The 21419-nt window shown below is 41.2% G+C and carries 24 protein-coding genes and 3 tRNA genes; 8 read left to right on the top strand and 19 right to left on the bottom strand.

Annotation, left to right across the window (positions count from 1 at the left end; translation table 11 throughout):
- Nucleotides 1–55: 55 nt before the first annotated feature.
- The 3 genes from EDC51_RS06210 to ygfZ are packed head-to-tail and all read right to left on the bottom strand — an operon-like array spanning nt 56 to nt 2732.
- On the bottom strand, nt 56–1303 hold the full coding sequence (locus tag EDC51_RS06210) for a paraquat-inducible protein A (RefSeq protein WP_131928463.1): 1248 nt from the start codon (nt 1301–1303) through the stop codon (nt 56–58).
- Complete coding sequence (rnhB, locus tag EDC51_RS06205; RefSeq protein WP_064318722.1) at nt 1300–1884, bottom strand: ribonuclease HII; 585 nt, start codon at nt 1882–1884, stop codon at nt 1300–1302. The genes EDC51_RS06210 and rnhB overlap by 4 nt, the downstream gene beginning before the upstream one ends.
- On the bottom strand, nt 1884–2732 hold the full coding sequence (gene ygfZ / locus EDC51_RS06200; protein ID WP_249038481.1) for a CAF17-like 4Fe-4S cluster assembly/insertion protein YgfZ: 849 nt from the start codon (nt 2730–2732) through the stop codon (nt 1884–1886). Before ygfZ ends, rnhB begins: the two co-directional genes overlap by 1 nt.
- Nucleotides 2733–2854: 122 nt before the next feature.
- Between ygfZ and thrC the strand changes: the two genes are divergently transcribed.
- Nucleotides 2855–4138, top strand: coding sequence for a threonine synthase (gene thrC, locus EDC51_RS06195; RefSeq protein ID WP_131928462.1), 1284 nt, complete (start codon nt 2855–2857; stop codon nt 4136–4138).
- 110 nt (nt 4139–4248) lie between these two features.
- Here thrC and infA read toward each other — a convergent pair whose 3' ends face one another.
- Both infA and EDC51_RS06185 read right to left on the bottom strand, forming a co-directional pair.
- Nucleotides 4249–4467 carry a translation initiation factor IF-1 gene (infA, locus tag EDC51_RS06190; protein ID WP_005712424.1) on the bottom strand — a complete coding sequence of 73 codons (219 nt, stop codon included), beginning with the start codon at nt 4465–4467 and terminating at the stop codon, nt 4249–4251.
- 96 nt (nt 4468–4563) lie between these two features.
- Nucleotides 4564–5220, bottom strand: coding sequence for a YtjB family periplasmic protein (locus EDC51_RS06185; protein WP_025266770.1), 657 nt, complete (start codon nt 5218–5220; stop codon nt 4564–4566).
- Between the two features lie 118 nt (nt 5221–5338).
- On the opposite strand from EDC51_RS06185, the gene serB reads away from it, so the two are divergent.
- From serB to EDC51_RS06155, 6 genes are all read left to right on the top strand, one after another.
- Nucleotides 5339–6205 (top strand): phosphoserine phosphatase SerB, encoded by an 867-nt coding sequence (serB, locus tag EDC51_RS06180; RefSeq protein WP_015433272.1) that lies wholly within the window; start codon nt 5339–5341, stop codon nt 6203–6205.
- 9 nt (nt 6206–6214) lie between these two features.
- Entirely contained in the window at nt 6215–6706 is a 492-nt protein-coding gene (locus tag EDC51_RS06175; RefSeq protein WP_015433271.1) for a YajQ family cyclic di-GMP-binding protein, read from the top strand.
- A gap of 158 nt (nt 6707–6864) precedes the next feature.
- Nucleotides 6865–6959 (top strand) — tRNA-Ser (locus EDC51_RS06170).
- A gap of 13 nt (nt 6960–6972) precedes the next feature.
- Nucleotides 6973–7049: transfer RNA gene (locus EDC51_RS06165), tRNA-Arg, on the top strand.
- A 65-nt stretch (nt 7050–7114) separates the two neighbouring features.
- Nucleotides 7115–7191 (top strand) — tRNA-Arg (locus tag EDC51_RS06160).
- A gap of 50 nt (nt 7192–7241) precedes the next feature.
- Nucleotides 7242–8540 carry an NAD(P)/FAD-dependent oxidoreductase gene (locus tag EDC51_RS06155; protein ID WP_131928461.1) on the top strand — a complete coding sequence of 433 codons (1299 nt, stop codon included), beginning with the start codon at nt 7242–7244 and terminating at the stop codon, nt 8538–8540.
- 47 nt (nt 8541–8587) lie between these two features.
- Here EDC51_RS06155 and bioB read toward each other — a convergent pair whose 3' ends face one another.
- The 10 genes from bioB to EDC51_RS06105 all read right to left on the bottom strand — a co-directional run bounded on the left by bioB (nt 8588) and on the right by EDC51_RS06105 (nt 16568).
- Nucleotides 8588–9580, bottom strand: coding sequence for a biotin synthase BioB (gene bioB, locus EDC51_RS06150; protein WP_025266774.1), 993 nt, complete (start codon nt 9578–9580; stop codon nt 8588–8590).
- A gap of 116 nt (nt 9581–9696) precedes the next feature.
- Nucleotides 9697–10692 (bottom strand): 23S rRNA pseudouridine(2605) synthase RluB, encoded by a 996-nt coding sequence (gene rluB / locus EDC51_RS06145; protein ID WP_131928460.1) that lies wholly within the window; start codon nt 10690–10692, stop codon nt 9697–9699.
- Between the two features lie 108 nt (nt 10693–10800).
- Entirely contained in the window at nt 10801–11427 is a 627-nt protein-coding gene (locus EDC51_RS06140; RefSeq protein WP_015433266.1) for an L-threonylcarbamoyladenylate synthase, read from the bottom strand.
- 124 nt (nt 11428–11551) lie between these two features.
- On the bottom strand, nt 11552–11839 hold the full coding sequence (locus tag EDC51_RS06135; RefSeq protein WP_015433265.1) for an ArsR/SmtB family transcription factor: 288 nt from the start codon (nt 11837–11839) through the stop codon (nt 11552–11554).
- Nucleotides 11840–11872: 33 nt separating this feature from the next.
- Nucleotides 11873–12820: a TDT family transporter gene (locus tag EDC51_RS06130; protein WP_131928459.1), complete on the bottom strand. Its 948-nt coding sequence runs from the start codon at nt 12818–12820 to the stop codon at nt 11873–11875.
- 137 nt (nt 12821–12957) lie between these two features.
- Complete coding sequence (locus EDC51_RS06125; RefSeq protein WP_131928458.1) at nt 12958–13476, bottom strand: rhodanese family protein; 519 nt, start codon at nt 13474–13476, stop codon at nt 12958–12960.
- Between the two features lie 35 nt (nt 13477–13511).
- Nucleotides 13512–13868, bottom strand: coding sequence for a DUF5368 domain-containing protein (locus EDC51_RS06120; protein WP_131928457.1), 357 nt, complete (start codon nt 13866–13868; stop codon nt 13512–13514).
- A gap of 20 nt (nt 13869–13888) precedes the next feature.
- A complete protein-coding gene (locus EDC51_RS06115; protein WP_131928456.1) occupies nt 13889–15253 on the bottom strand; it encodes an NAD(P)/FAD-dependent oxidoreductase in 1365 nt (454 codons plus the stop codon).
- 9 nt (nt 15254–15262) lie between these two features.
- Nucleotides 15263–15457, bottom strand: a complete 195-nt coding sequence (locus EDC51_RS06110; RefSeq protein ID WP_038442986.1) for a YgaP family membrane protein — start codon at nt 15455–15457, stop codon at nt 15263–15265.
- A 235-nt stretch (nt 15458–15692) separates the two neighbouring features.
- Complete coding sequence (locus tag EDC51_RS06105) at nt 15693–16568, bottom strand: DMT family transporter (RefSeq protein WP_131928455.1); 876 nt, start codon at nt 16566–16568, stop codon at nt 15693–15695.
- A 101-nt stretch (nt 16569–16669) separates the two neighbouring features.
- On the opposite strand from EDC51_RS06105, the gene EDC51_RS06100 reads away from it, so the two are divergent.
- Nucleotides 16670–17509 (top strand): DUF72 domain-containing protein, encoded by an 840-nt coding sequence (locus EDC51_RS06100; RefSeq protein WP_131928534.1) that lies wholly within the window; start codon nt 16670–16672, stop codon nt 17507–17509.
- A gap of 43 nt (nt 17510–17552) precedes the next feature.
- Here the strand turns inward: EDC51_RS06100 and ribH are convergent, their stop codons facing one another.
- The 4 genes from ribH to ribD all read right to left on the bottom strand — a co-directional run bounded on the left by ribH (nt 17553) and on the right by ribD (nt 21241).
- Entirely contained in the window at nt 17553–18014 is a 462-nt protein-coding gene (ribH, locus tag EDC51_RS06095) for a 6,7-dimethyl-8-ribityllumazine synthase (RefSeq protein ID WP_015433257.1), read from the bottom strand.
- A gap of 106 nt (nt 18015–18120) precedes the next feature.
- A complete protein-coding gene (locus tag EDC51_RS06090; RefSeq protein WP_015433256.1) occupies nt 18121–19326 on the bottom strand; it encodes a bifunctional 3,4-dihydroxy-2-butanone-4-phosphate synthase/GTP cyclohydrolase II in 1206 nt (401 codons plus the stop codon).
- A gap of 141 nt (nt 19327–19467) precedes the next feature.
- A complete protein-coding gene (locus tag EDC51_RS06085) occupies nt 19468–20112 on the bottom strand; it encodes a riboflavin synthase (RefSeq protein ID WP_131928454.1) in 645 nt (214 codons plus the stop codon).
- 40 nt (nt 20113–20152) lie between these two features.
- Nucleotides 20153–21241 (bottom strand): bifunctional diaminohydroxyphosphoribosylaminopyrimidine deaminase/5-amino-6-(5-phosphoribosylamino)uracil reductase RibD, encoded by a 1089-nt coding sequence (gene ribD, locus EDC51_RS06080; RefSeq protein ID WP_131928453.1) that lies wholly within the window; start codon nt 21239–21241, stop codon nt 20153–20155.
- Nucleotides 21242–21419 lie beyond the last annotated feature (178 nt).

The following is a 21419-nucleotide window of genomic DNA, read 5'->3' as shown; positions in this document are numbered from 1 at the left end:
CCTGTTTTTGTTATTTCGGGCAAAAGTATAAACCTTTGCACAATTTTGTTCAAATTTAGCCGCTTGTATGGGATTGATTCTCACGATGAATCCGCCATAACATTCTCGCATCAAGATAACTTGATGAAATCATGGTTAAGAAAACGGCTGCACCGAAATAGAATGCCGCCTCTCCTACAGAAAAACTAATAATTTGTCCACGTTCAACTAACGACATCATTAAGGCTAACACAAATAAATCAAGCATCGACCAACGCCCGACAAAATGCACATAGTGAAGTAATTTCATCTGCCAATGTATAGGATGCTTCCAACGATAGTGAATCGCTAATAATAAATAGAAAATGACAGCGATTTTGCTAAAGGGTACCGCAATACTGGCAATAAACACGATAGCTGCAACCGCATAACTCCCCATCGATAAAAAAGTCATCACGCCGCTCATTAAGGTATCAGCAGACTCTACACCTGCCAATTCTACCGATGAAATTGGAAAAATGTTGGCAGGAATCATCATAATTGCACCTGCGATTAATGTTGCCCATACGCGCTGTAATTTAATGTTATCGCTAATATCTAAATTGCTTTCACAGCGAGGGCAACGCTGATGCCCTTTTTTATCAACAATGGTTTCATCAAAGCTATATTCACACTCTGGACATAAGCTTACTCGCCCGTTGTGATCATGGGGAAGTGAGTGATATTCGGGATAAAAATCAGCCCACCAGCGTTGTGGATCGATTTTAATGAAAAGCAGCGTCGTTAAGAGAGCGGTAAAAATAAACGCAATAATGTGAATATCAAATTCTAACGTGGCATATTCACGCACTTTATAAGCTGCAACCGCAAGTCCAACAAGATAAACATCTAGCATTACCCACGGTTTTGATTTGGTGAGTAGCAGCAGGGTATAACGAGGGCGTTGCCCAATAAGCCGTTGTACCCAAATAAGCACGACCAGACTGGCAAAGGAAATAGGCATAATAATCGCACAAAAGAGAATCATAAATGCCGTATATTGGAAACCTGCAGTCGCCATTTTCCACGTTCCCCCCCAGACCGAGGCATAAATTTTGATGCCGAGTAAGTCAATGTTCATTAAGGGTAACATTAAAGCAAATGGTAATAGGATCAAAATTGCCATGGCAATAATCGCACAGCGTTTTAATGACCAACGCTCACCTGCCTGCAATATATCGCCACAATTTGGGCAACAAGCGTGTTGCAGTGTTAAAGATTTCTTAATTTGCACAATGCTATCGCACTCGCCACAGCGTTGCAGGTAAAATTCTTCCTTTTTCATAATCTTTTTGCTACAGGTGCAAAACTTTTACGATGAAATGGGGTAACCCCAAATTGTTCTAACATTTCAAAATGTAGTTTGGTTGGATAGCCTTTATGTTTAGCAAAACCGTATTCAGGATACTGTTGATCCAGTGCTAACATCTCTTGATCACGTGAGACTTTCGCAAGGATCGAGGCGGCACTAATCTCTGCGACGAGACTATCGCCTTTCACAACCGCTTGAGCAGGCATTGGTAATTGGGGAATACGATTACCATCGACTAAAACAAAATCAGGCTGAATACTTAAACCTGCCACCGCTCGTTGCATTGCCAACATGGTGGCATGCAGAATATTGAGTTCATCAATTTCTTCTACTTCTGCACGTCCGAGCGACCAAGCCAATGCCTTTACTTTAATTTCCTCAGCAAGAACAAGTCGGCGTTTTTCTGAAAGTTTTTTTGAATCTGCTAAGCCTTCAATCGGATTATTCGGGTCTAAAATGACAGCGGCAGTCACCACCGCACCAACCAAAGGCCCTCGCCCGACTTCATCGACACCCGCAATCAGATTGGCAAGAGGATATTGAAATTCTGCCATTACGCTTCAACCTCATAAGGGAGCGGATAAATGCAAAGATGGGTTTCGCCTAAACGGAATTGGCTGTCTGCTTCCAGCTCACGATTTAACACAACTTGTAGCCACAATTTATTTTCCGCCACGACAAAACTTAAAATTGTCCCTGTGGCACGCCAATTTTCGCCCAGCTGCATTTCAATTGCCCCCCCGATTTCCGGCAATATGCTTGGATTCTCGCCTACAAGGGTAAACATCGCTCGCTTGTTTGCTCCACGATATTTTGCTCTTGCGACCGTTTCCTGCCCAATATAGCAGCCTTTGGTAAAAGAGATAGCTTGATCTAACATTTGCAGATTGGTTGCCTGTGGAATCAGCTCAAATTGGTTGGCTTTATAAAGCAGAGGAATGCCTTGTTGAATATCCAATAAATCCCATGCCGAAGGTTCTGCGTTGGTATCTATAGTTAAGTCTTCGCCCCAAATTAAATAACGTCTTGGCTCGGTTTCCAACGTACAAGCGGTTGTTTCTTGGCAAAATTTTGCAAAAATTTCACCGCTTGTCGTGCCATAAATTGGCGTATCTAATTCGCTAAAACTTACTTTTGAGAAAACGGCATATTTTTTTAATTGATCCAGCGCCTCAGGCAAGAGATCTTTAGCGATAATAGCAAAAAAATGCTCACTACTTGCTTTATATAAACGGAACAAAGCACTCATTTTTCCTTTGGGATCGCAATGAGCCGCGAGAGTTTGACTGCCATCAGCTAATTTTGCCACATCGCAAGTCAGTTGCCCTTGTAGATATTTTTGTGCATCAACACCGTTAATTTCAATTAAGCGGTATTGAGAAAGTTGAATGGTTAATTGCATCTGTTTTTCTCTGTGATAAAAAATGTTGCTCATCATACCGCTAAAATCGTTTTTTTGCATTGACTAACGAAAGCGAACCGCTACAATCAATGCGTTTTTTGCATTTCCGATAGGATAATAAAATGAACTTATACAACATCAAACACCCCGAAGAGCAAGTAAATTTTGCTCAAGCTGTCCGTCAAGGTTTAGGTAAAGATCAAGGTTTGTTCTTTCCTGAAACTATCCCTTCTTTCAATGAACAAGAAATCGAAGAACTGTTAGCGTTGCCATTAGTTGAGCGTAGCCAAAAAATTCTTGGTGCGTTAATTGGCGAGGAAATTCCTGCTGAAACCTTAAATGCGATGGTAAAAAATGCCTTCACCTTCCCTGCCCCTGTAGCAAAAGTGAATGAGAATATCTATGCATTAGAGTTATTCCACGGCCCAACACTTGCTTTTAAAGATTTTGGTGGTCGTTTTATGGCACAAGCGTTAAGTGCAGTGCGTGGTGAGGAAAAAATCACGATTTTAACGGCAACTTCAGGTGATACCGGTGCAGCGGTTGCTCATGCATTTTATGGCTTAGAAAATATCAATGTCGTGATTCTTTATCCAAAAGGTAAAATCAGCCCGTTACAAGAAAAATTATTCTGCACCCTTGGCGGTAACATTCGCACTGTCGCAATTGAATCTGATTTTGATGCGTGCCAAGCCTTAGTAAAACAAGCCTTTGATGATGCGGAGCTTCGCCAAGCAATCGGCTTAAACTCGGCAAACTCAATCAATATCAGCCGTTTACTCGCTCAAATCTGCTACTACTTTGAAGCAGTCGCACAACTGCCGAAAGAAAAACGTTCAGAAGTGGTAGTGTCAGTGCCGAGTGGTAACTTTGGTAACTTAACTGCAGGTTTAATTGCCAAAAGTTTAGGCTTACCAATTAAACGTTTCATCGCATCAACCAATGCGAATGATACTGTGCCTCGCTATTTAGCAACGGGTGAATGGCAACCAAATGCAACAGTAGCCACCCTTTCTAATGCCATGGATGTAAGCCGTCCGAATAACTGGCCACGTGTCGAAGAGCTATTCAAACGTAATGGTTGGGCATTGAGCGAATTAGGTTCAGGTGCATTAAGCGATGTTGAAACAGAATCGGCATTAAAAGCACAATATGCAGAAGGTTATTTATGTGAGCCGCATGGTGCGATTGCTTATGATGTATTAAAAAATCAACTGAACGAAGGAGAAACGGGTATTTTCCTTTGTACGGCTCACCCTGCTAAATTTAAAGAAAGTGTAGAGCGTATTCTTGAGCTTGAGTTGCCACTGCCTGAAGCGTTAGATAAACATAATAAATTGCCTCTGCTTTCAGATATTATGGCGGCAGATTTTAATGCATTGCGCAATTATCTTTTAGCTAAATAATTTGGGCAAATAAAAAATGGTTGTGAACTGTTAGCAATAACGATTCACAACCATTTTATTTTTAGCTATTGGCTATAGCTCACTTTTTCAAGAGCGAGCTGTTATATCAATTATCTTGCACGGAAAATAATACGACCTTTGCTTAAATCGTATGGAGTCATTTCAACGGTAACTTTATCGCCTGTTAAAATACGGATATAGTTTTTACGCATTTTTCCTGAAATATGTGCTGTTACAACATGACCATTTTCCAGTTCAACGCGGAACATAGTGTTAGGTAAGGTTTCTAAAATTGTTCCTTGCATTTCAATGCAATCTTCTTTTGCCATTTCTTCCTCTTTTGTTTGAATAGCGAATAAAATAAAAAAACGGGCGATATTATACGCCCGTTTGTCTGAATTTCCAACTTTTGCCGCGTATATTGGCTATTTTCGCACGAAGGCTCGGCGACGAGAATGGAATCGCTGAGTTTGCTTTTTCTCTGTCGCTCGCTGTATTTTACGATTATGGTAGACAATATGGATATTTTTACGACGAAAAATATAGAAACAGCTAACAAATAATCCGCCGGCTAAAAAGAGTATTAGCAGTTCTCCATAAAGGAGATGAAAGAGCGCATTAATTTTATTGCGAGTCGTTTGTCCATATTCTGCGTTAAATGTTACGCGTAAAAAACCAGATAATTCTTGTTGAATAAATATCGGTTCAACAATTTGCTGGGTGGTATTAATTTGTGCGAGTTCAGAGGCTTTAAAGCTTAATGCGTTACTACTTTGTGCAATAAGTGTTCCATTAGTGCTGTATAAACTTGCATCAATGACAAAGTCTTCTTTAGCAAAATGCTCTAATGCTTCATTAATTTCCTCATGGCGGGCATTTTTCATTAGGATTAATGAAAACAGATTGGCTTGTTGGCGAACCAGTAGGTGTGACAAATGTGACACTTGATTAACCGTAGCGAGCTGAGAGCCGGCTTTAAATTGATTAATTCCATTCAAAATCAATGCCACGATGGCAAAACAAAAGACAAAAACCAAACCAATTATGCTGAATTTAATGGTTTTTTCTCGGTTTATATACATAGATTCCCCCAGAGTAGGGGCATGATTGTAGCATATTCTGGTTAAAGGAGACGAATATAGACAGATAACGATTATTTTTTTATCATCTCATCACTGTTTTCTCTAGTTTATCTCATCTATGCAACCTATCTTTTTTCTTTATGCTAAAACGCTGACAAACCAACAAGCGGTTAATTTTGCTGAAAAAACTGCAAATCAATTACTGGGTTTGTGTCACTATCTTGATTATTCAATTGCCTTTTTTACAGGAGAACTCAACGCAGAGGCAGTGCAGCAGGCTAATCATTTGAGAGCCGACTATAGTTTGCTTGAAGTTATTCCAAGCCTTGAGCAACCGGGGCTGCTTGTGATGGATATGGATTCTACCGCAATAAAAATAGAGTGTATTGATGAAATTGCTAAACTGGCAGGAAGCGGCGAAAATGTTGCCGCTATTACTGCAGCAGCAATGCGGGGAGAATTGGACTTTGAGCAAAGTTTGCGTAAACGTGTTGGCACACTAGCAAATTCTCCTGAGGAGATTTTGCAAAAAGTACGTGAAAATCTACCGCTTATGGATGGTTTTGAAACGCTAATCGTAGAATTGAAAAAATATGGTTGGAAGATTGCAATTGCTTCAGGAGGCTTTGATTATTTTGCGGATTATTTAAAAGCCAACTATGGTTTAGATGAAGCAGTGGCCAATAAACTTGAAATTGTTGATGGTCAATTAACAGGGAATCTTTTAGGTCAAGTGGTTCATGCGGAATATAAAGCAGAAACATTGCAACGCTTAGGGCACGAATTTTCGATTCCGAAGCAGCAATGGGTTGCAGTAGGTGATGGCGCGAATGATTTACTCATGTTGAAAATGGCAAGCCTCGGTGTTGCCTTACACGCCAAGCCAAAAGTACAGGAACAAGCTAAATTTGTGGTAAACTTTGGCGATTTGGGTGCGTTGGCTGTTTTGCTCAATGCAAGAAAATTATTTAATGAATTAAATTAGGAGAGAAAAATGCCTTCTTTTGATATTGTGTCTGAAATTACCATGCACGAGGTGCGTAATGCAGTAGAAAATGCGAATCGTGTATTAAGTACTCGTTATGATTTTCGTGGCGTAGAAGCTACGATTGAGTTAAATGAAAAGAGTGAGAGTATTAAAATCACAACGGAATCTGATTTCCAACTTGAGCAACTGGTTGAAGTGTTGATTGGTGCTTGTATTAAGCGAGATATAGAGAGTACCTCATTAGATATTCCAACTGAAAGTGAACATCACGGTAAGTTATACAGTAAAGAAATCAAGCTCAAGCAGGGAATTGAAACTGAGATGGCGAAAAAGATTACGAAATTGGTGAAAGATTCTAAAATTAAAGTACAAACTCAGATTCAAGGTGATCAAGTGCGTGTAACGGGTAAATCTCGGGATGATCTACAAGCAGTTATTCAATTGGTAAAAAATGCAGAACTTGGGCAGCCGTTCCAATTTAATAATTTTCGTGACTAAAAATATAAGAGCGAACAAGAGTTCGCTCTTATATTTTGTACAAAGTGAAAGAAAATTAAACATATCGCCTACTAACTCGACAACCATTTATTTTTCATAAAAAAAAATTTGACATATTTTCAGAACCTAGTAATATGCACGCCACAGACACAGTGAGTGGTGAGATGGCCGAGCAGGCTGAAGGCGCTCCCCTGCTAAGGGAGTATAGGGTTAAAAAGCTCTATCGAGGGTTCGAATCCCTCTCTCACCGCCATTTACTTTATCACGCACCCGTAGCTCAGCTGGATAGAGTACTCGGCTACGAACCGAGCGGTCAGAGGTTCGAATCCTCTCGGGTGCGCCATTTTATTTAATACTCTAGAATAAAATGGTCGCTGATAAACTAAATTCTCACAATATTTCAAACATGCACCCGTAGCTCAGCTGGATAGAGTACTCGGCTACGAACCGAGCGGTCAGAGGTTCGAATCCTCTCGGGTGCGCCATTTCACTTAAGTTCTTATTTTCTTCAATATTTAGATTCAATTGGGCTTTTATGCTTACCTTTGCTCATCAAGAACATTTTCGTACCTATTACTCAGAAACGCGTAATATCCATTTTACCCTACCAAGTTTAACAGAAAAAATAACTGCCGATGTTTGTATTATTGGTGCAGGTTTTCTTGGACTTTCAACCGCTTTAGAACTTGCAGAACAAGGCAAAAGTGTTGTGGTTCTAGAAGGTGCGAGGGTTGGCTTTGGGGCTTCAGGTCGAAACGGTGGACAGGCGATTAACGGTTTTGAAGATGGTATTGATGAGTACATTGAGCAGGTCGGCTTTGAGCAAGCTCGTAAATTATGGGAGATGTCGCTTGAGGCGATAGCGATCATTGATGAGCGTGTCAATAAGTATAATATTCAATGTGATTGGAAAAAAGGTTATGCAACCTTGGCATTAAACCATCGCCGTATGGAAGACTTAGTTGCTATAGAGCGAGCAAGCCGAGAACACTTTGGCTATTCACATATGCAATTGTGGGATAAAGCCCAGTTACAACAATATCTTGGCAGTGAAATTTATGTGGGAGGGCTTTATGATAGTCAATCTGGTCATCTTCATCCATTAAACTACTGCTTAGGATTGGCACAAGCTTGTTTATCACTTGGAGTAAAAATTTATGAACATAGCCCAGCGATTGATTTGAATAATCAGGCTCAACACACAATCATTTTTACGCCAGAAGGGCAAGTTAAAGCACAATCTATCGTGCTTGCTACCAATGCTTATATTGATGCTAAGCAAAATAAACGGATCAGTTTTAATTTACCTCGTAAGATCTTACCTGTAGAGAGCTTTATTATTGCCACGGAGCGTTTAGAGCCAAAAATTGCAGCAAGTTTGATTAATAATGGGATGTCGGTTTGTGACAATAATATTTTGCTGGATTATTATCGTTTAACTGCTGATAACCGTTTGCTGTTTGGCAGTGATTCAAGCAGCAATGTCGATATGGTCGCTAAAATGCGTCGTAATATGCTTGAAGTATTTCCACAGCTTGAAAAAGTTAAAATTGAATATGGCTGGGGAGGACCTATTGATATGACGCTAAATGCAGCCCCTCATTTTGGAGAAATTCAACCAAATATTTATTTTGCCCAAGGGTTTTCTGGACATGGCGTTGCTTTAACAGGGCTAGCAGGACGGATTATTGCGGAAGCCATTCAAGGTAATAAGGAGCGTCTTGCCGTTTTTGAGCAATTAAAAGTCCCTAGTTTTTTTGGTGGGCGTTTAGTAAAAAAAATGGCGGTTAGACTCGGTATTCAATATTATAAATTTTTGGATAAATATCGTTAATAAAGTACGAAGCATTGTGATGCTTCGTGCTTTATTATATAGATGAGTTAATTTTGTGGATAAAGATCAAGTTTGTTCATTAATAACTGATCACGATCTTCTTCTGGATTTTCTGTAGTGAGCAGCTTATCTCCATAAAAAATAGAATTTGCACCAGCCATAAAACAGAGTGCTTGCATGGCCTCTGGCATATCACTTCTTCCTGCAGATAGACGTACATAGCTTTTCGGCATTGTGATACGTGCAACCGCAATAGTGCGAACAAATTCTGTCCAATCCAGTGTTTCTGCATTGGCTAGTGGCGTGCCTTCTACTTTAACTAATTGGTTAATGGGGACACTTTCAGGCTGTGGATCAAGATTAGCAAGACTAGCAATTAAACCTGCTCGTTCAGCACGGGTTTCATTCATGCCAATGATGCCGCCACAGCAGACTTTTAGTCCAGCATTACGAACCTTACCAAGTGTATCCATGCGGTCATCGTGGTTACGAGTGTGGACAATTTTATGATAACGAGCAGGATCCGTGTCTAAATTGTGGTTATAGTAATCTAGCCCTGCGGCTTTCAAATCTTCTGCCATTCCTGCTTCTAGCATGCCAAATGTGCCACAGGTTTCTAACCCTAACGCTTTTACCGCAGTAATAATTTGAGAGACAGTTTCAATGTCCTTTGGCTTTGGCCCCCGCCATGCAGCCCCCATACAGAAGCGGTTTGCGCCCCGAGCTTTTGCTATTTTCGCTTTTTCAACAATCTCTTCAATACAAAGCATCGTTTGACGAGCCAATCCTGTGTCATAACGTGCGGATTGTGGACAGTATTCACAATCTTCAGGGCAACCACCGGTTTTAATTGAAAGTAGTGTAGAAAGTTGAATTTCTCGTGGATTAAAGTGTTCTCGGTGAATTTGTGCCGCTTTAAAGATGAGCTCCATAAAGGGCATGGAAAAGAGTTCTTCGACTTGGCATTTACGCCAATATTGTACGGTGGGGTGCTGTGTTAGCTCATTTTTAGCTTTAAGATGCAGATTAAAAATTGTCACAGTCTCTCCTTTTTGCATGTTGGCCGATAAATTAAAGTGGGCATATTTGCCCACTCTATTTTAGTAACTGTCGTGAATTCTCAGCGGCAGCTAAAATTAATTTACGCTTTTTATTATTATGCTTTGCGATATTTTGAATGTTGTTTCACTGCTTTGCGGATTTGTCTAGTACTGGTACGGCGTCGATTTCGCACATCCAGTTTCGTTTCTGTTTCGGGTTTCAAACCAACTAAATCACGCAGATAGTTTACTTGCTCTAATGGCATTTCTTCCCAACCACCTCGAGGTAGCGTTTTTTCTAATTTGATATTGCCATAGCGAATACGAATTAAGCGACTGACTTGAATACCTTGGCTTTCCCATAAGCGGCGTACTTCACGGTTGCGACCTTCGGTTAGCGTGACGTCAAACCATTGATTCAAACCTGTTCCTCCCACAGCTTTAATTTGCTTGAAATTCGCTGGTCCATCTTCCAATTGCACGCCTTTGCGTAAGCGCTGTAACATTGCTTCATCCACTTCGCCAAACACTCGAACAGAGTATTCACGTTCTACTTCGCGGCTTGGATGCATTAAACGATTAGCAAGTTCACCATCAGTGGTAAAAAGTAATAGGCCAGAAGTATTGATATCTAAGCGCCCTACTGCAATCCATCTTGCGCCGTTTAGACGTGGTAAGCGGTCGAAAACAGTTGCACGACCTTCAGGGTCTGAGCGTGTACAAAGTTCACCTTCTGGCTTATAGTACATTAATACTCGGCAGATCTCTTTTTGGGCAGGGGTTAAACTGACTAAATGCCCATCAATCCGAATTTTGGTATTGGCATTCACTTGGACACGGTCACCAAGCTGGGCAATTTTACCATCAACACTAACGCGTCCTGCGGCAATTACTTCTTCTAATTCACGGCGCGAACCCTTGCCGGCATTGGCGAGAATTTTTTGCAGTTTTTCACCAAGTACTTTCACCTTTTTGTTTTGTTCAACAGGTGATTTTTCTATTGGCTTTACCGTTTTTTTCGGAGCAAATGGACGCATAGGTTTTTGCATTTTTTTCTCAGAATCAGAGCGCTTGTTGCTGCCTGATTGGCTGGGTTTACGAAATGTTGTCATTTAAAGTTCCTTTGTCGCTTTCACAAGCGTCGAATAGCTGATGGCTGAGCTTGTCGAAGCCATCAATGTTAAAGAAGAGCGTTTAGACAAGCTCAACGACCTATAAATTTATTGAAAGGGTGAAGGATCCCCTGAGCCTTGACGAATAAGACGTGGATTATCTTCGCTTAAATCAATCACAGTTGTAGGAGATTCCCCTAAATAACCACCATGAATAACCAATTCTACTTGATGAGCTAATAAATCGTGGATTTCATCAGGATCAGAAAGCGTACGATCTTCCACATTAGGTAACATTAATGAACAAGATAGAATAGGTTCACCCAATGTTTGGAGCAGTGATAATGCAATCGCATTATCAGGTACGCGTAACCCGATAGTTTTACGTTTCGTCATGAGGCGACGAGGTAGCTCTTTAGTCGCCGGAAGAATAAATGTATACGGATTTGGTACGTTATTTTTAATCAAACGATAGACTTGGTTATTTACCATCGCGTAGGTAGCAATTTCAGAGAGATCGCTACATACCAAGGTAAAATTATGATTCTCAGGCAACTTACGAATAGCAACAATTCGATCCATTGCATGCTTATCACCAATACCACAACCTAACGCATAGCCAGAATCTGTCGGATAAACAATTACACCACCTTTTCTAATAATTTCCACTGCTTGATTAATCAAACGAGGTTGTGGATTTTCTGGATGAATATAAAACAGCTGGGCTCGGCTCATAGCAATTTCCCTTTAATAACATTGGCTTGGAATTATACGCTTAAACAGGCTTGGGCAAAAGGCAACAAGCGGTGCATTTTTGCAGAAAAATTGCAAAAACATACCGCTTGTGGTGAGTGATGGATTATTCGCAAAAAAACTCATGAAGTACGTGGAGCATTTTTTCAGCTCGAGGATCAGTAATGAAATAGAGCCGTTCTCGATGCTTAATTTCACAATCTACCAGCCCAGCTTCGCGTAAAATTGTCAGCTGATTCGACAAAGCGGCTTGCGGAATATTAAGTTTTTGGCTTAGCTCAGTCACGTTATAACGGCGTTCTAGCAATGAGCAGAGCACCATAAGTCGATTTGGGTTCGCTAATAATTTTAAGAATGTGGTGGCCTCACCACATTTTGAGAACATATCTTCCATTTTTTGTTTCCCACCATATAAAGAGCTATTTTATCATACTCCTTTGGCGGTTTTTTGTAAAAATTTAAGATATTTATAAAAAACAAATAGCGTCATTATGATCGCGAATAAACTTTCTAGCCAAGCTAATGCGGTTAAAAAGGCTGAATTGCCAAAGAGAGACAAACTTTCCCAAAGACTATTGGCGCTAATAATGAATGGAAACGTTAATGCAGCATAACTTGGAAAAAAGCCATTTTTTAAGAAGTGTGGTACTTGATTTAATACGATGAAAAAGAGTGCTTGAGAAAGTAATAAGGCTAGGTTCAAATATATTGTGGAGTGTGCTAATGGCAAGCGGATATAACCCACAATCAACATCGCCAATGGCGCGGTGTAGATAGCAAATACCGGCTTGGCTGGAAGTTCATCAACAGGCAATTTCCAGTAGCGTAGCGATATAAGCCCAAACATTACGATAAATGCAGCGGCAGAAAAATTAAATAATGCATAGCGCCAAGTTTCAAGCATCGGATAGTGTTCAGCAAGATGGTGTGAAGTCATCACTGGCACACAAAAACCAACAAAAGGAATAAAAAATGCGGCAAATACATTTTTTAGTTGAAAATGTAAAAGATATCTCCAGACAAACCAACTCACATAAACTAGTGTTGCAACGCAGGAGATGAGCCACAAACCAAGCGCTAATGTTGGATAAGACGACGATAGATAACTCGCATCAAGCATTATTGTAAAAGGGATCACTGGCACAACAGCTGCTTGAATTGGGTGATTTAAATTTGCTTTCGCCACTTGTGGAAAATAGTAAATTTTAAGTAAAGCAATTAGCAACACCGCAAAGCCAAGCATGCCAAATAATGGCATAGCCCAAAAGCCTTGACCTAATTCAGCAAATAGTCCGCCTAAAGCGGTTAAACCAAATGCAAGACCAGCAACGGGCAGAGGGGTATTTTTTAGGATATTTTCTATTCCTGTGTGCATATTTTTTCCCTTTATTTATAGCATTTCTAATGCCTAAATTTATGCTTGGGAACTGCCCTAAGCGAAAGAAAATATGAGTTTGTGTGGGGAGGGCATTTTCTTTCAAGAGCAGTTCCCAAGCATAAATTCAGGCGAATTTATTGATTCCATGGCATTTTGTCTAGCAGTATGGCCATTCCACAAAAACCTGAAAGCCCAGCAAAAACTAATCCCGCGCCAACAAAGCTGGCAAGTAGATAAAAAAATGGGCTAATAGCAGCACCTAACAACATACTGAGTAATATGAGTGATCCTGCTGCAATTTGTACTTGCCGTGTTATTGGTAAGACGTTGCGATTGCGAATAACTGACAAGCCCGCATTTTTCCAGCCAATTAGCCCTCCTTCTAAGATATAAATATTGCATTTGTTATCTACATTTAGTCGTGCTAACTGATGGCAGAGGCTTTGAGTACGCCCGCCTGATTTGCAATAAAAAATCAGACAGTGGTTTGATATTCTTTCTGGCAAATCTTGCTGTAGTTGATCAGAAGGCAGACAAATCGCGCCATTAATATGCTCTCGTTGAAATTCAGCATGTTCGCGAATATCAATCAAGATTGCCCCACTGGCGAGCTTTTGTTGTGCAATATTTGGTGGGATAAGGTTAATCGACATTTAATCTCCATAGGTGGGCGAATGCCCACCTGCTATTATTTTTGACAACTTTTACAGCTAGAAGACCAGCCTAATAATGTATAAACGAGTAGTGTACTTGCGATAAAACCAGCAAAATAGCTGAACATAAGAATAAAAAGATCAATTGGCGAACTTAGATCATTTAGATCGGATTGTGAGCCTAGGAAGAGCATAATTAAGGTGAGAATCCCGCCTACAATACCTGCTCTTTTTGCCCACGTATAACGTTTAATCATAAGTTGGCGCTCTTTGGCAATTAATGTACTAAACGTGACCGCTAGCAAAGCCAGTAATAACAAAACAGGGTAGAAAAAAGCACCAAATAATTCTTGCATGATCGCCCAAAGCATTGAAAATTCTAATTGATTCATATAATTTCCTCTTAATTAAGTTAAGCCAGCCCGCGTAACATCGTTAAATAGGTTGATTTTAAACCGATAGTTTCTATCAGCCAGCTTGCCCATTGCTCTTCCAATGGCGCGATAACACCAGGGAAAGAATGATAGAGGTTATTTTCATAATCAAACTCGACTAACATGGCTTTACCAATTTGCGTAATGAGTGGGCAAGAAGTATAGCCCCAATAGCGAGCATCACTCTGCTTACCTTGTAAATCTGCCAGCAAATGCTCCACTGCAACAGGCACTTGCCATTTCACGCTGGCGGCAGTTTTCCCTTTTGGAACGCCGGCAATATCACCTATGGCAAAGACATTGCGATAGCGAACATGTCTGAGCGTTGATTTATCAACTTCAACCCAGCCTTCATCTTGCCAAATCCCTTGCCGCCAAGAAAGTGCTGAATTTTTTACTGCATCCGGTGCGGTCATTGGGGGAATAACATTGATAAAGTCATAATGATAATCCACTCTGCCTTGTGCTTTATCAGCAAAAGTAGCTACGCGGTTATGTGGATCAATGGCAACTAATTGGCGATCATAGTGGGTGTCTATTCCCCGCTGTTTAAAGAGCATTCGTACTTTTTCTGAAACGATTGGCACACTAAACAACGCTTTGTTATTCGAGTTGTAAATTATTTTTGATTTATTGAGTGTGCCACGGCGCCGTAGTACATCGCGTGTGATAAGGGTGTATTTGAGGGGCGCTCCTGCACACTTCATTTCTGTATTGGGGCGCTGAAATATAGCAATCCCACCAGTCTGAGCAAATTGATCAAGCATTTGCCAGGTTTTAAATGCACCTTCTGGGCTATGGTAAATACTACCCAAGCCATTTTTCCCAATAAGGTTCTCATCCATACCAGCAATTGCGGCATAATCGAGTTTTAAGCCCGTAGCTACAAACAGGTAGTCATACGATATTTTTTCGCCTTTATTGGTGGTAACAGTATTGCTATCTGGATCAAATTCGGCGACATGCGCTTGAACCCATTTCACATTTGGAGGCAGATAATTAGCTGTTTGGCTGATAGTGTATTCTGCAGGCTTTAACCCAGCAGCAACTAAAGTGAAACCTGGTTGATAATAATGCTGAATGCGAGAGTCAATAATGATAATTTCTGCTTTTTCATCTAGCCGAGCGGCAAGGTGGGAAGCGATGCTTAAACCTGCTGCCCCTGCACCCGCAATCACAATTTTGGCGGGAATCGAGATCTTGGGCAATGCTGCTAAGGCATTAGGGGGCAGCAATAAACTACTGACAGAAGTTAAGCCACCTGCGCTGATGGTACATAAACCGCTTTGTAGCAATAACCGACGATTTTTATTAACAGAGCGGTGGGCAACATAGCTATTCATGGTGCATCCTTATTTTTTGGTTGAACAGGTATTAATGCCAAGCAGGCTGTATAAGGCACAACGAGAAAAAATGCCTGTTGCGAGTGGAATAACGCCCAGCCAACCCCACCAGCCAACCGTGTCTGTAAAGCTGAGTAAAATTAATATTGCTCCGAGTGTGATTCGGACAGCGCTATCTACGCTACCTACATTTTTGTTTATCATAGTTGTCTCCTTTTATATTTTAAAATATTAATGTTTAATTATTTTTATATTATGAAGTGATAATGTCAATATAAATTTTTATGATTTTGTGAAAAATGTTTCATTAGTGTAAAAAATAAAGAGCTGAAAATAATCAGCCCTCTTGATGAATTGAGATGATGATTTAAGTGCTAAGATTTGTTGAAAAAACAAGCAGGTATTTTAGCTAGTGCTATGTGATTTAATTGATAATGAGCTAGTGTAGTACCACCAGAATCGCGGCAAGAACCACCAAAATCAGCCCAGCAAAATCTTGAATTTTTAATCGCTCTTTAAAGATAAAATACGAGATAGCAAGAATGAAAAATATTTCAACTTGCTCGAGCGTTTTTACAAAAGCAACGTGGTTTAAACTCATGGCATTAAACCAGCCGAATGAGCCAAGGAAAGAGAATAGGCTTGTGAGCATGCCAAGTTTAGGATAGCGGAAAAATTGGCGCAACGTTTGTGGTTGGCGGATTGCTAGATACAGTGTTAGGCCGACAGCTTCTAGTGTAATTACCGCAAAGAGTACCCAAGCGGCTGCAAGGAGATAATGGCTTTGAAGTTGTAGGCTGGCCTCTCGTACCCATAAAGACGTAAGTGCAAAACATAAACCACTTGCCACGCCTAAATAGAGTGTTTCCCAAGAAAGTTGGCGGAGATTACCACTGCCTGTCATTAAGAAAATCGCAATACCCCCTATGGCCACGCCAAGCCAACCGAGTATAGAGATTTCCACACCAAAGAATAGTACACCAAGAATCGCCGCAATCACGGCTTCGCTTTTTGCAAGCCCGACACCGATGGCATAGTTTTTTAAACTAAATAGTTTAACCATTAACGATGTCGCCAGAATTTGTGCGACAGCAGCCCCGATAATATAAATATAAAACAACAGGGAAAAATGAGGTATTTCGAGCGATAGATCACGCTGGTAGAGAAAATAGAGATAGAGGCTAGCAAGTGGCACAGCATAGAAAAAGCGCGCGAGTGTTACTCCTAAAACAGGCACATTGATACTTAATTGTTTTTGAAATGCATTTCGCCCCGCCTGAGCGGTTGCTGCAAGTAGTGTGAACCAAATCCACATAGATTTATTTCCGAGCTAAAAAGTGGAATAGTACGCTTTTTCTTTAAGTTTGCAAGCGGGTACAAAACAATTAAAATTTGCAAAAAATTTGAGAGAGAATGATGACTTTTCCACGTATTTATCTTGGTACAGGCGGTTATGCCGATACGGATTTGATCGGGACACTTTATCCGTTTGGGACAAAAAAAGAGGATTTTTTAACTGTTTATAGCCAGCATTACGACACGTTAGAAATCAATAGCACTTTCCACGCACCACTTGGTGCAAAAGCTTTTGCAGGTATGCTGGCAAAACTTGCCGAGCCACTACAATTCTCAGTGAAATTACATCAAGATTTTAGCCATAATCGGGTTGCTACCCGTGAAAATGCGAAAGCGTTTTTAAATGCGTTACAGCCTTTAATTGAAGCAAATTGCCTTGCTAATCTGTTTTTGCAATTTCCGAGTCAATTTGAACGCACACTTGCCAACCGCCGTTATCTTGCCGATTTGCAAAATTGGTTTGAAAATCAACCGCTTGCGATTGAGTTTCGTCATTCAAGTTGGCATATTCCCCCCGTGTTTGACACCTTTGCGAAAAGTGAAAACTTGATTTGGTGCAATGTGGATTATCCGCAAAATATCGGTTTACCTGCTTTTCATTTTTACGCCAATCAACGTCGTATCTATTTAAGATTGCATGGACGTAATCCCAATTGGTGGAAAGGGCAGAGTGCAGCCGAGCGACACGATTATCGTTATTCCGAGAAAGAATTGCAGGCGTTAGCGACATTATTAGCCGCACACAGAAATGAATTTGATGTGCTCTATCTCTATTTTGAAAATACCACGAAAAGCCATGCGTTTTACAATATTGCGATGTTGAAAGCGTTTCTTACTGAGTTAGGTTTTCAAATTAAGCCAGAGCCTGAAACATTATCGGGGCAGCAGTCGTTATTTTAGCCAAGAAAAAACCGAATTTGAGCACCAAATTCGGTTTGTGGGATTAAAGTTGTTTAAGCAAATTCACCATCTCAATGGCAACCATTGCACACTCTTCGCCTTTATTGCCTGCTTTGGTACCTGAGCGTTCAATCGCTTGTTCTAGGTTTTCAACGGTTAAAACGCCATTTGCAATTGGCACACCAGTTTGAAGACTGGTCATCGCAATGCCTTTTGCAGATTCGTTTACCACCACGTCGTAGTGAGACGTTGCGCCACGCACCACTGCCCCTAAGCAGATAATGGCATCATATTTACCGCTTTCCGCCATTTTTTTCGCTGCAATTGCAATTTCTAATGCACCGGGTACCCATACCGTGTCAATATCATTTTCGTTCACACCGTGACGGATAAGTTTGTCTTTTGCACCGTGTAACAGTTGGTCAATAAAAATTTTGTGCCAGTTAGTTGCCACGATACCGAATTTTAAGCCTGTTGCAACGTAGTTGCCTTGAATTGTTGCCATTTGTTTTTCCTTCTGAGATTGAGAAATTGTAGGGGCGGACCGGTGTGTCCGCCCAAAAATCGTTGGTATATCAGGGCGGACACATCGGTCCGCCCCTACGGTTTAATTATTTATCAAAGTTAAACATATGTCTCATTTTGATTTGCTTGACTTTTAGGTATTCCAAATCGTGTTTATTTGGCTCAACCATAATCGGTTCTCTTGCCACGATATTTAAACCCACCTCTTGTAATCCTTCAATTTTCGCAGGATTGTTGGTGAGCAAGCGGATACTTTTTACGCCTAATTTGCGAAACATTTGTGCACCGATGTGGTATTCACGTTCGTCATCTTTAAAGCCTAGCGCACGGTTGGCTTCCACCGTGTCCATTCCCTGATCTTGCAGTTCGTAGGCACGCAATTTGTTGAGTAAGCCAATCCCACGTCCTTCTTGACGAAGATAGAGGAGTACACCTCGTCCTTCTTGTTCAATTTGACTCATTGCTGCGGCAAATTGTTGTCCACAATCGCAACGTTGTGAACCAAAAGCATCGCCAGTTAAGCATTCAGAATGGATACGGCATAACACATTTTCGCCATCGCCAATATCGCCTTTTACCAGTGCAACGTGGTCTTTACCACTAATAATTTCCTCAAAGCTATGCGCAACAAATTCACCATATTTAGTTGGCATTTTCACCACAGAAACTTGTTTAACCAGATTATCGTGTTTACGGCGATATTCTTGTAATTGGGCAATGGTGATAAACGGTATATCATGTTTGGTGGCAAATTTTTGCAGATCGGGCATCGTCATCATTGTGCCGTCTTCTGCCATAATTTCGCAACAAAGCCCAGCAGGTTTTAAGCCTGCAAGACGAGCTAAATCTACGGTGGCTTCGGTATGACCATTACGCACTAATACACCGCCTTCTTTTGCCACCAATGGGAACATATGTCCCGGACGGCGGAAATCATCGGCTTTGGCATTCTCATCTAACAGTTTTAATGCGGTGAGTGAACGTTCAAACGCCGAAATACCCGTGCCTGTTTCAATATGGTCAATTGCCACCGTAAAAGCGGTTTCGTGATTGTCGGTGTTTTTTGGCACCATTGGGTGTAAATGTAGTTTATCGGCAATGCTTTGAGCAATCGGCATACAGATTAAGCCTTTACCGTGTGTTGCCATAAAATTGATATTTTCTGGGGTAGCAAATTCACCTGCACAGATAAAATCGCCTTCGTTTTCACGATCTTCATCATCGGTCACTAAAATAATTTTGCCTTGACGGATTGCTTCAATAGCTTGTTCTACGGTTGAAAATTGGAACATAAGTTGTTTCTCTTTGTTGTTTTCCCCTCTCCCTGATTTTCACTTCTAAACGAAGCGAAAATCTGTCCTTCCCCCCACTGGGGGGAGGGTGGAGAAAATCCGTAGGATTTTCGGAGGGAGAGGGGAGATAATATTTAGAAATTAAAATCCTGCCTTTCTTAAAAATTCTTCGCTGATGTTGCTTTTTGGACTATCGCTTGTTGGTGTAAGCAATTTTTCCACATATTTGCCAATCACATCATTTTCTAAATTGACGATTGAGCCGACTTTTTTACTGCCTAAATTTGTGTGAGCAATCGTATGTGGAATGATAGAAACACGGAATCCTTGTTCATCACAGTCCACTACCGTTAGGCTAATACCATCAATCGTGATAGAGCCTTTTTCAATAATGTAACGCATAATTTTCGGGCTAGTATGAATGCGATACCACACCGCATTATCCGCAGGGGTAATGCTTGCGACAGTACCTGTACCATCAATATGCCCTGATACAATATGCCCACCAAAACGCCCATTTGCCGCCATTGCACGCTCTAAATTCACTGAGCTGCCCACTTGCACTTCGCTCAGTGAGGTGCGGTTTAAAGTTTCCGACATCACGTCAGCAGTAAAATAATCGTTGCCAAAAGAGGTTACCGTTAAACAAACGCCATTTACCGCAATACTATCGCCGAGTTGCACATCTTCTAATACTTTTGAACCGTTAATGGTTAGCACAGCAAATTCGCCCTGTTTTTGAATTTTGGCGATTTTGCCCACTTCTTCAATAATGCCTGTGAACATTTTATTCTCCGCTATTTATGCGGACGCCAGCGTGGCGTCCCTACTGTTCTACTTCGTAATCGATTAAAATATCTTCGCCAATTTGTGAAATTTTCGGATTTGTTAATTTCACTGCATGGGCAATTTCTGCAATGCCCGCCCCGCCGATTGGTGTTTTAGCACTCATACCGCCCACTAATTTTGGCGCAATGTAGCAATGCACTCGATTGATCAAGCCTTGTGCTAATACACTGAAATTCAGTTGTGAACCGCCTTCAATCAAGAGGCTATCTATGCCCATTTCGCCTAATTTTTGCAAAAGATCGCTCAAATCTACCCGCTTGTCTTTTGCTTTTGTGCGTAAAATTTCCACGCCACAAGCGGTATATTTTTCGCATTTTTTTGCATCATCGCAAAGGGTGGCGATAATGGTACGATACTGTTTAGCGGTTTGGACTAACTGGCTTTCCAATGGCGTGCGTAGTTGACTATCGCACACAATCCGCACAGGTTGTTTGGCGTTTTCCATTCGGCTATTGAGCATAGGATCGTCTGCCAATACGGTTTCCACCCCAACCATAATCGCACTGTATTCGTGGCGAGTGCGTTGCACATTTTTTCTTGCTTGTTCGCCAGTAATCCATTTGGATTGTCCACCGCTAGTGGCGATTTTACCGTCTGCGGTCATTGCATATTTGAGCAAGACATAAGGGCGTTTGGTTTGAATATAGTGGAAAAAAATGGGGTTTAACGCATCGCATTCTTCTTTTAAAAAATCTTCCACGACTTCCATCCCTGCTTGGCGAAGTTGTTCAGCACCTTTGCCAGAGACCAGCGGATTGGGATCTCGTGAGCCAATCACCACTTTTTTGATACCACGCTCAATCAACAAATCGGAGCAAGGTGGCGTTTTACCGTGATGACAACAAGGTTCAAGGGTAACGTAGGCCGTCGCACCGCTCAGATCTGCTTGGGCTTTTAAAATCGCATTGCGTTCAGCGTGCCAACCGCCACAGCGTTCGTGATAACCTTCGGCAATAATTTCACCATTTTTGACAATCACACAGCCGACAAGCGGATTCGGATTTGTCCAACCACGTGCTTTTTCTGCAAGCGTGATCGCACGACGCATATAATCAAAATCGTTCATTAGAAATTTTTAAATGGGTGGGGTAGAATGGACGTTTCTCCCCGCTTCCTCCGAAAATCTTAACGGATTTTCTCCACCTTCACCCCGTGGGGAGAGGGACTTTTTGCTTTACTCAAAAGCAAAACAGGGAGAGGGAAATATAAAAAACGCCTTGAAATCAGTGATCTCAAGGCGTGCG

The organism is Bibersteinia trehalosi (genome assembly GCF_004346205.1).
GTDB lineage: Bacteria > Pseudomonadota > Gammaproteobacteria > Enterobacterales > Pasteurellaceae > Bibersteinia > Bibersteinia trehalosi.
The sequence above is the reverse complement of the archived record's forward strand: the minus strand, read 5'-3'. Positions and strand labels throughout refer to the sequence as shown.